This window comes from Pseudonocardia xinjiangensis (assembly GCF_012911925.1).
GTDB lineage: Bacteria > Actinomycetota > Actinomycetes > Mycobacteriales > Pseudonocardiaceae > Pseudonocardia > Pseudonocardia xinjiangensis.
Genome location: NZ_JAAXKY010000015.1, coordinates 63754 through 72016, shown reverse-complemented (window position 1 = coordinate 72016; position 8263 = coordinate 63754). Strand labels below are relative to the sequence as shown.

Genomic DNA, 8263 nt, shown 5'->3' with positions numbered 1-8263 from the left:
CAGGGGCGGGGCTGGACGGCCGGCATGGACTCCGTGCCCGCCTCCGACGGATCGACGGGCTCCGGGCCCGCGGCGGGGGTGCGGCGCGGAAGCGGACGCGCGGGTGGTGCGGGCCGCGGGTCGGCCGGGGCGTCGGACGGACGCAACGGGCCGCCCAGCAGGCCGGCGACGTCGGGTTGCGGTGCTGCCAGCGGGTGGCGTCCCGGCCGCCTGCTGGGGAGCGGGGGCGCGGCGTCGGGTGCGGGGCGCTCCGCCACCGGGCGTTCCGGCAGCGGGCGCTCGGACGCACCACGCTCGGCCACACCACGCTCGGGCGGTGGGCGCTCCGAGACAGTGCGTTCCGGCAGTGGGTGCTCCGGCAGTGCGCGCTCCGGTGCAACGCGTTCGGGCAGCGGGTGCTCCGGCGCAGGGCGCTGGGACACGTCGCGCTGGGACACGTCGCGCTGGGGCAGAGGACGCTGAGGCAGCGGGCGCTCCGAGGCAGTGCGCTGCGGCAGTGGGTGCTCCGGCAGCGAGTGCTCCGAGGCAGGGCGCTCCGACGCAACGCGTTCGGCCAGTGGGTGTTCCGAGGCAGTTCCCCCGGATAGCGGGTGCTCCGCCGCAGCGCGCTGGGGCAGTGGGCGCTCGGGCAGCGGGTGCTCCGAGGCAGCGCGTTCGGCCAGGGGATGCTCCGCCGCGGGGTGCCCGGACGCGGCGCGCTGGGGCAGTGGCCGCTCAAGCGCAGGGCGCTCGGAGACGGCGCGCTGGGGCAGTGGGCGGTCGGGAAGGGGGCGCTCCGAGGCGGAGGGCTCGGCCAGGGGGTGCTCCGAGGCCGGGCGCTCGGACGCCGCGCGCTGGGGCAGCGGGCGGTCGGGCAGCGAGTGCTCCGAGACAGGGCGCTCGGCGAGAGGGTGGTCCGGCAGCGGGCGCTCGGACGCAGTGCGCTCGGGCTGTGGGCGCTCGGCCAACCAGTCGGGACGGCCCGTGCCGCGCTCGCCCTCCGCGTCCCACCGGATCGGCCGGGCGTGGCGCAGGGCGGCGGCGTGGTAATCGGAGACGGGCGCGCCCGCGGTGAGGACCTCGACGGAGGACGGGACGCCGGCCCGTTCGAGGATGACGGCGAGCTGGTAGGCAAGCACGTCGGTGGCCCGGGACCCGGGCTGGACCTCCACCAGCACCACCGGATGCGGCAGGGGCCCGGGTGCCGAGCCGGCGGGCGTCAGGCGGTGGGCGACCAGGACACGGCAGCCCTGCAGCTGCCGGGCAGGCACGGCCAGCAGGGCGGCGGCCACGATGTCATCGGGCGGACCGGGCTCGAACAGGTGCTCGGAGGGGCCGCCCTGGCCGGGCGGGGGAAGCGTGGCTTCCGGGTCGAGATCGGTGCGTGCGGCGCGGGCCGCAGCCACGAGAGCTGCGCGCGCGGGCGGGGGAAGCACAGCGCGGGCGGCCATCAGGCTCGCGGTGAGGATCTCGACGGCGTGGGCGTCCTCGCCGACCGCGACCAGTTCCCGTGCCCAGGCGAGCAGGTCGTCGTCCACTCGGCCGGCCAACGACAGCAGCAGGTCGTGCGTCGTCTCCGGTGACGTCTCGTGTTCCACTCGGCCCCCTCCCCGTCCCGCCGGTCATCTGCCGACTGCCCTGCGGCAGCTGGCACCGCCGAGTGTCAGCCCCCCGCCTGTCACGCGACGCGCGTCAGGCCCCGACGAGCTCGGCCGGGGAGTGCCACAGCGATGCGGATCCAATGATGACTGCCTGGTGGTACGCCGGTGGCTCTCCGTGCGGCGGGAGCACCTCCACGCACGGTGTGCGGTCGCCGTGCGCCCGCAGCACCCGCTGCAGCACGCCCGTGAGGACCCACGGTCGCTCGCCGCCCGACACCAGCACGACCCGCTGCCTGCCGCGGCCACCGGTGCGCCGGCTCTGGCGCAGCTCCACACAGCCGGGGTGGCCGCGGACCACGGCGGCCAGGCTCAGTGCTGCCGGGTCCAATCCGTCGGGCACCGCTTCGAAGGTGAAGAAGAGCTCATCGGGACCGTGGGAGGGCAGGATCGTGTCGAGCAGCCGCCGCTGGGCGCCCCACTCGCCGACGGAGGCCACGAGAAGGTCCCGCTCGTCGTCGGTGAGCCCGACGCGGTGACGCAGCAGCTCCCGCGGCAGGGTGGCGCTGAGCGCGGCCCGGCCGCCGTCGGCGAGCCAGTCGCGCAGCCGCCAGAGCAGGTCGTCGGGCAGCCTGCCGGCCAGCCGGACCAGGAGGTCGTGGCACGCCTGGTCGGGGGCGCTCACGGCCCCTCGACCTCGACGACCAGCTCCACCTCGACCGGAACGCCCAGTGGCAGCTCGGCCACGCCCACGGCGGAGCGGGCGTGCCTGCCGGCCTCGCCGAAGATCTCGCCGAGCACGTCCGAAGCCCCGTTGATCACGCCCGGCTGCCCGGTGAACCCGGGGGCCGAGGCCACGAACCCGACGACCTTCACGACGCCGGTGACCGAGTCGATCCCCACCAGGGCAGCCACGGCGGCGAGAGCGTTGAGTGCGCAGATCCGGGCGAGGCGGTAGGCCTCGTCGGGGTCGACCTCCGCGCCGACCTTGCCGGTGCCGGCCGGCTTGCCGTCGACGAACGGCACCTGGCCCGAGGTGAACACCAGGGAGCCCGTGCGGCGCGCCGGGATGTACGACCCGGCGGGCGCGGCGACGGACGGGAGGACGATGTCCAGCTCACGCAGCCGCTCGCTCGTGGAGGCCATGCCGTCAGCCTCGGACCGGTCGCTTGAACCAGGCGACGAGCTGCTCGGGGCTGGCACCGGTGGTGACGGCCACCAGCTCCCAGCCGTCGCGCCCGAAGTTGTTGAGAATCGCCTGCGTGCTGTGGATCAGCACCGGAGCTGTGAGGTATTCCCATGTCGTGACAGGTGACCCGGGGGCGCTCATGAACGGTCACTGTAGCCAGCGCCTCATCGCGTTCAGGCGGCCGGGCGGACGCAAGCTCCGTAACCTGACAGACGTGACGTCTTCCGCGTGGCCTGCCGCGCTGTCCGCGGCCCGCCTGCATGTCGTCTCCGGCAAGGGCGGTACCGGCAAGACCACGGTGGCCGCTGCGCTGGCGCTGGCGCTGGCATCCGGGGGGCGGCGCACGCTGCTCATCGAGGTGGAGGGGCGTCAGGGCATCGCCCAGCTGTTCGACACGCCCCCTCTGCCGTACGAGGAGCGCAAGATCGCCGTGGCTCCCGGCGGTGGCGAGGTCAGGGCCCTCGCGGTGGACACCGAGGCCGCGCTCCTGGAGTACTTCGAGCTGTTCTACCGGCTGGGGATGGCCGGGCGCACGTTACGCCGGATGGGTGCGATCGAGTTCGCCACCACGCTCGCTCCCGGCCTGCGCGACGTGCTGCTCACCGGCAAGGCGAAGGAGTGCGTGAACCGCCGCGGGCCCGACGGGCTGCCCGTCTACGACGCCGTGGTGCTCGACGCCCCGCCCACCGGCCGGGTCGTGAGCTTCCTCGACGTCACCAAGGCGATGGCCGACCTCGCGAAGAGCGGGCCCATCCACAGCCAGGCGGCCGGGGTGGTGCAGGTGCTGCACTCGGAGCTGACCGCCGTCCACCTCGTGACGCTGCTGGAGGATCTGCCGGTGACCGAGACGCTCGAGACCGTCGACGAGCTGGCCGCCACCGGCTTCCCCATGGGCGCGGTGATCGTCAACCGGGTGCGGCCGCAGTGGCTCCCCGACCGTTCCGTGGCGGCCGCCGCCAACGGACGGGTGGACGCCGAGCGGATCCGCGCCGGACTGTCGACGGCCGGCCTCGACCTTCCTCCGGACGTGATCGACGGCCTCGTCGCCGAGACCGTCGACCACGCGGTGCGGGTGCACGCGGAGGCCACCGCGCTCGCCCGGCTCGACGAGGGGCCGCCGCTGCCCCGGCTGGAGCTGCCCCAGCTGGTGGACGGCGTGGACCTCGGCTCGCTCTACGAGCTGGCGGAGACACTCGTCGAACAGGGCGTGTCGGTGCCCACGCTGAGCGGGGCCCACTCGTGAGCCCCGGCCGCGTCCCTCCCGTGCTGGACGTCGACGCGCTGCTCGACGACCGGGACACGCGCGTGCTGGTCTGCTGCGGCTCCGGTGGCGTCGGCAAGACCACCACATCGGCCGCGCTGGCGCTGCGGGCCGCGGAGCGCGGCAGGCGCACGGTGGTGCTCACCATCGACCCGGCCCGACGGCTCGCCCAGGCGCTGGGCCTCGAAGCGCTCAGCAACGAGCCCGGCCGTGTGGCGGCCGTCGGCGGCAACGCCGATGAGCCGGGTGAGCTGCACGCGATGATGCTGGACATGCGCCGGACCTTCGACGAGATGGTCTACACCCACGCCGAGCACGGGCGCGCCGAGTCGATCATCGACAACCCCTTCTACCAGACGATCTCCTCATCGTTCTCCGGCACGCAGGAGTACATGGCGATGGAGAAGCTGGGCCAGCTCGCGGCCACCGGCGAGTGGGACCTGATCGTGGTGGACACCCCGCCGTCCCGCTCGGCGCTGGACTTCCTCGATGCGCCCCAGCGGATGTCGAACTTCCTCGACGGCCGGATGATCCGGCTGCTGTCGGCTCCCGCGCGTGCGGGAGGGCGTGGCCTCCGGAAGATCGTGGGGGCCGGCTTCACCCTCTTCGCCAAGGCGGTGTCCACGATCCTGGGCGGCCAGCTGCTGGCCGACGCCTCGGCGTTCGTGCAGGCGTTCGACACGATGTTCGGTGGGTTCCGCGAGCGCGCCACGGCCACGTACGCCCTGCTGCGCTCGCCCGGCACCGCGTTCCTGGTGATCGCCGCCCCGGAGCCGGACGCCCTGCGCGAGGCCGCCTACTTCGTGGACCGGCTCTCCGCCGACGAGATGCCGCTCGCCGGTCTGGTGCTCAACCGCACCCATCCCGTGCGGGCGCAGCTGTCGGCGACGAAGGCGCGCGACGTCGCCGATGGACTGCGGGGTGCGCCGCTGGCGGCCGCGGTGCTGCGGCTGCACGCCGATCGGGTGGACCTCGCCGAGCGCGAGGAGCGGCTGCTCTCCCGCTTCACCAGCGCACACCCCGCCGTCGCCGTGACCAAGGTGCCCGTGGTGGCGGGCGACGTGAGCGACCTCGACGGGCTCCGCGAGATCGGCACGCGGCTCGCGGCGGGCGACGAGGCCCCGGAGGCCGCGCGCACCGCCACGGAGCGGCCGCTGCGCTCGGCCAGGGCCCGGTAGCTCACCGGCCCTCACGCGGACTCCTCGAGCGCCTCCAGCGGCTCCGACTCCTGCTCCAGCACCCTGGCGAGCGCGTCGGCCGTCTCCTCCGCCGCGGACGCGTAGTGCGCGGTGCGGGCGTCGGCGAGCAGCTCGGACCACGACCCCACCTCGGGCCGGGTGCGCAGCAGCGCGCGCCGCTCCCGTTCGGTCATGCCGCCCCAGACGCCGAACTCGATGCGCTGGTCGAGCGCATGGGCCAGGCACTCCGTACGGACCGGGCAGGCACGGCAGAACCGGCGCGCCTCCCGCTGCCTGGCCCCGGTCACGAACAGCCCGTCGGCGTCGACCGCCCGGCACCGAGCCGCCACCCGCCAGTTCCACCGACCCGCCATGGCTCCCGCTCCTCCTCCTGAAGTCGTGATCGTCACGACCGGCACAGACGGATTCTGGGAGCCAGTGGTTCCACGTGGAACCGAGCAAAACTACTCAAGTCGGTTGAAGGTGACCTGACGGAAGGACCACGCGGTCCCGCGTACCCTCAATGCCCGTGAGCTCTCGGCGACATCTCCTGCGACCAGCGGGCCTGCTGCTCGGACTCTGCGTGCTCGCCGGGCTGGTCGCCGCGGGGATGGCGTTCCCCGTCGCCGCAGGCCTCGGGCTGGCGTCCAGCGATGTGGGAGACAGCGTCAACAGCGTCTCCACCGACCTCGTGGACGAGCCGCTGCCGCAGACGAGCACGGTCACCGACTCCGCAGGCGTCCCCATCGCCAGGTTCTTCGAGCAGAACCAGAACCGGCGCCCCGTCGCGGCGGGGGAGATCTCGCCCGCCATGAAGGCCGCGATCGTCGCTGTGGAGGACCGGCGCTTCTACCAGCACCAGGGCGTCGACTGGCAGGGCACGCTGCGGGCTCTCGTCGCCAACTCGGCCTCCGGCGACGTCGTGCAGGGCGCGTCCACGCTCACCCAGCAGTACGTGAAGAACTACATGCTCTACGTCGAGGCGGAGACCGAGACCGAGCAGCTGAAGGCCACCGAGCAGACCCCGGCCCGCAAGCTCAAGGAAGCTCAGATCGCCCTGCAGATGGAGCAGGCGCTGAGCAAGGAGGAGATCCTCACCCGCTACCTGAACATCGTCTCGTTCGGCAACGGGGCCGCCGGGATCGCCTCGGCGGCGCGCATCTACTTCGACACCACCCCCGACCAGCTCACGGTCGCGCAGTCGGCCCTGCTCGCCGGCATGGTGCGCAGCACCACGGCGTTCGACCCGGTCACCAAGCCGGAGGCCGCGCTGGAGCGGCGCAACCTCGTCATCCTCCAGATGCGTGACCAGCAGATGATCGACGAGACGCAGACGCAGGCCGCGCTGGCCGCTCCCCTGGGCGTGGTCAGCCCGCTGCGGTCCCAGCCCAACGGGTGCATCGGGGCGGGCGACGCGGGGTTCTTCTGCAAGTACGTGGCCGAGTACCTCAGCGAGGCCGGGTTCTCGCAGGAGCAGCTCAACCGCGGCGGCTACACCATCAAGACCACGCTCGACCGCAACGTCCTGGACAAGATGAGGGCCTCGCTCATCGCGGAGGTCCCGCCGGACCAGCCCAACGTCGCCAACGTCATGTCGGTGGTGGCGCCGGGGCAGGACAAGCACCGCGTGCTCGGCATGGCGTCGAGCCGCAACTTCGGCCTCGACGCCGAGGCGATGGAGACGAGCTACGGGCTCCCCTTCGAGCCGGTCAACCTGGGTGCCGGGTCCACCTACAAGATCTTCACCGCGTCCACGGCGCTGGAGAAGGGCCTGGGCATCAACTACCAGCTCGCCGTGCCGCCGAGCGGCTACGCCTCGCCGATCTACGTCGACGGCAACGGTCGTCCGCTGCCCGTCCAGAACGCGAGCAGCGGGCTCCCGGAGCGCCTGTCGCTCACCGATGCGCTCGCGCTCTCACCAAACACGGCGTTCATCAAGCTCGAGGAGTTCACCGGGGTGCCCGACGTGGTCGACATGGCGGTGCGGCTGGGCATGCGCTCGCTGGCCACCACCCCGTTCGTCGACCCGGCCACCGGACGTGCCACCGACCGCTCGATCGCCGAGGTCACCAAGGCGCAGAAGCAGGCCTCGTTCACGCTCGGGGTGAGCCCGACGAGCGTGCTGGAGCTGTCCAACGTCGGTGCCACCCTCGCCAGTGCGGGCAAGTGGTGCCCGCCCAGCCCGATCGAGTCGATCACCGACCCGGCAGGCAACCCCGTCCCCATCACCGAGGCGCCGTGCCAGCAGGCCGTCGAGCCGGGGCTGGCCAACGCGATGATGAACGCGCTCAGCAAGGACGACATCAGCGGCACCTCGGCCGGGGCGGCGCGCCAGGTCGGATGGAACCGGCCGATGGCGGGCAAGACCGGCACCACACAGCAGCACAAGTCGGCTGCGTTCGTCGGCATCGTCCCCCAGATGTCCGGCGCCGTGATCGCCTTCGACAACTCCAGCTCGCCCCGGCCGCTCTGCGACGGCGCAGGCTCGCCGTTCGCCTGCCGCAGCGGCAACATCTTCGGAGGCAAGACGCCTGCCGAGACGTGGTTCGGCGCGATGAAGCCCCTGCTCGAGGACCAGCCCGTGCTGCCGCTGCCACCCGTTGAGCAGCGGTATCTGGAGGGTGGCGCCGAGTCGCGTGTTCCCGACGTCGTGGGCCGCAGCCAGAACGACGCCCGCGGTGTCCTGGAGCGGGCCGGCTGGACCGTCTCGACGCGCACGGTCGACAACGCCGCGGCCCGCGGCACCGTGATAGGGCAGAGCCCGCGCGGCACCGCCCTGCCCGGCGAGGTCATCGTGCTGAGCATCAGCAGCGGATCCGTACCGCCGCCGCCCGCGGCTCCGAGTGCGCCCCCGCAGGCGGGGCAGCCGCCGGCCGGTGACCAGCCCCCGCCCACCCAGGACGGTGGCAACAGTGACGGCAACGGCGACGCGAACGACGGCGGCGACGAGGACGACGGCGGCTGATCGGGTGGTCCGTCCGCCCGGCCGTGTGGTCGGTGTGGCGCGTTCCGCCCGGCGGGGCACGGAACGCCCGGCCCGGGCCTAACATCCGCCCCC

8 protein-coding genes are annotated in these 8263 nt (G+C 73.4%); 3 read left to right on the top strand and 5 right to left on the bottom strand.

Annotated features, from left to right (window positions below; genetic code table 11):
• The 4 genes from HF577_RS07540 to HF577_RS07525 form a co-directional block, all read right to left on the bottom strand.
• A partial coding sequence (locus HF577_RS07540; RefSeq protein ID WP_211173917.1) for a hypothetical protein occupies positions 1 to 1577 on the bottom strand: 1577 nt, incomplete at its 3' end.
• A gap of 94 nt (positions 1578 to 1671) precedes the next feature.
• Entirely contained in the window at positions 1672 to 2262 is a 591-nt protein-coding gene (locus tag HF577_RS07535; protein ID WP_169395015.1) for a hypothetical protein, read from the bottom strand.
• Positions 2259 to 2723, bottom strand: a complete 465-nt coding sequence (locus tag HF577_RS07530; RefSeq protein WP_169395014.1) for a RidA family protein — start codon at positions 2721 to 2723, stop codon at positions 2259 to 2261. Before HF577_RS07530 ends, HF577_RS07535 begins: the two co-directional genes overlap by 4 nt.
• Before the next feature lie 4 nt (positions 2724 to 2727).
• On the bottom strand, positions 2728 to 2907 hold the full coding sequence (locus tag HF577_RS07525; RefSeq protein ID WP_169395013.1) for a hypothetical protein: 180 nt from the start codon (positions 2905 to 2907) through the stop codon (positions 2728 to 2730).
• 73 nt (positions 2908 to 2980) lie between these two features.
• Here HF577_RS07525 and HF577_RS07520 point away from each other — a divergent pair, with 73 nt between their 5' ends.
• Positions 2981 to 4009, top strand: a complete 1029-nt coding sequence (locus tag HF577_RS07520; protein ID WP_312858993.1) for an ArsA-related P-loop ATPase — start codon at positions 2981 to 2983, stop codon at positions 4007 to 4009.
• 20 nt (positions 4010 to 4029) lie between these two features.
• Complete coding sequence (locus HF577_RS07515) at positions 4030 to 5205, top strand: ArsA family ATPase (protein ID WP_169395011.1); 1176 nt, start codon at positions 4030 to 4032, stop codon at positions 5203 to 5205.
• A gap of 11 nt (positions 5206 to 5216) precedes the next feature.
• Here HF577_RS07515 and HF577_RS07510 read toward each other — a convergent pair whose 3' ends face one another.
• Positions 5217 to 5579: a WhiB family transcriptional regulator gene (locus tag HF577_RS07510; RefSeq protein ID WP_169395010.1), complete on the bottom strand. Its 363-nt coding sequence runs from the start codon at positions 5577 to 5579 to the stop codon at positions 5217 to 5219.
• A gap of 155 nt (positions 5580 to 5734) precedes the next feature.
• On the opposite strand from HF577_RS07510, the gene HF577_RS07505 reads away from it, so the two are divergent.
• Positions 5735 to 8170: a penicillin-binding protein gene (locus HF577_RS07505; RefSeq protein ID WP_312858992.1), complete on the top strand. Its 2436-nt coding sequence runs from the start codon at positions 5735 to 5737 to the stop codon at positions 8168 to 8170.
• The last annotated feature ends 93 nt before the right edge of the window (positions 8171 to 8263 follow it).

Excerpts from the sequence above, each read along its gene's own strand:
- HF577_RS07530 (WP_169395014.1), bottom strand. The coding sequence starts at position 2,723 with ATGGCCTCCACGAGCGAGCGGCTGCGTGAGCTGGACATCGTCCTCCCG.
- HF577_RS07525 (WP_169395013.1), bottom strand. The coding sequence starts at position 2,907 with ATGAGCGCCCCCGGGTCACCTGTCACGACATGGGAATACCTCACAGCT.
- HF577_RS07510 (WP_169395010.1), bottom strand. The coding sequence starts at position 5,579 with ATGGCGGGTCGGTGGAACTGGCGGGTGGCGGCTCGGTGCCGGGCGGTC.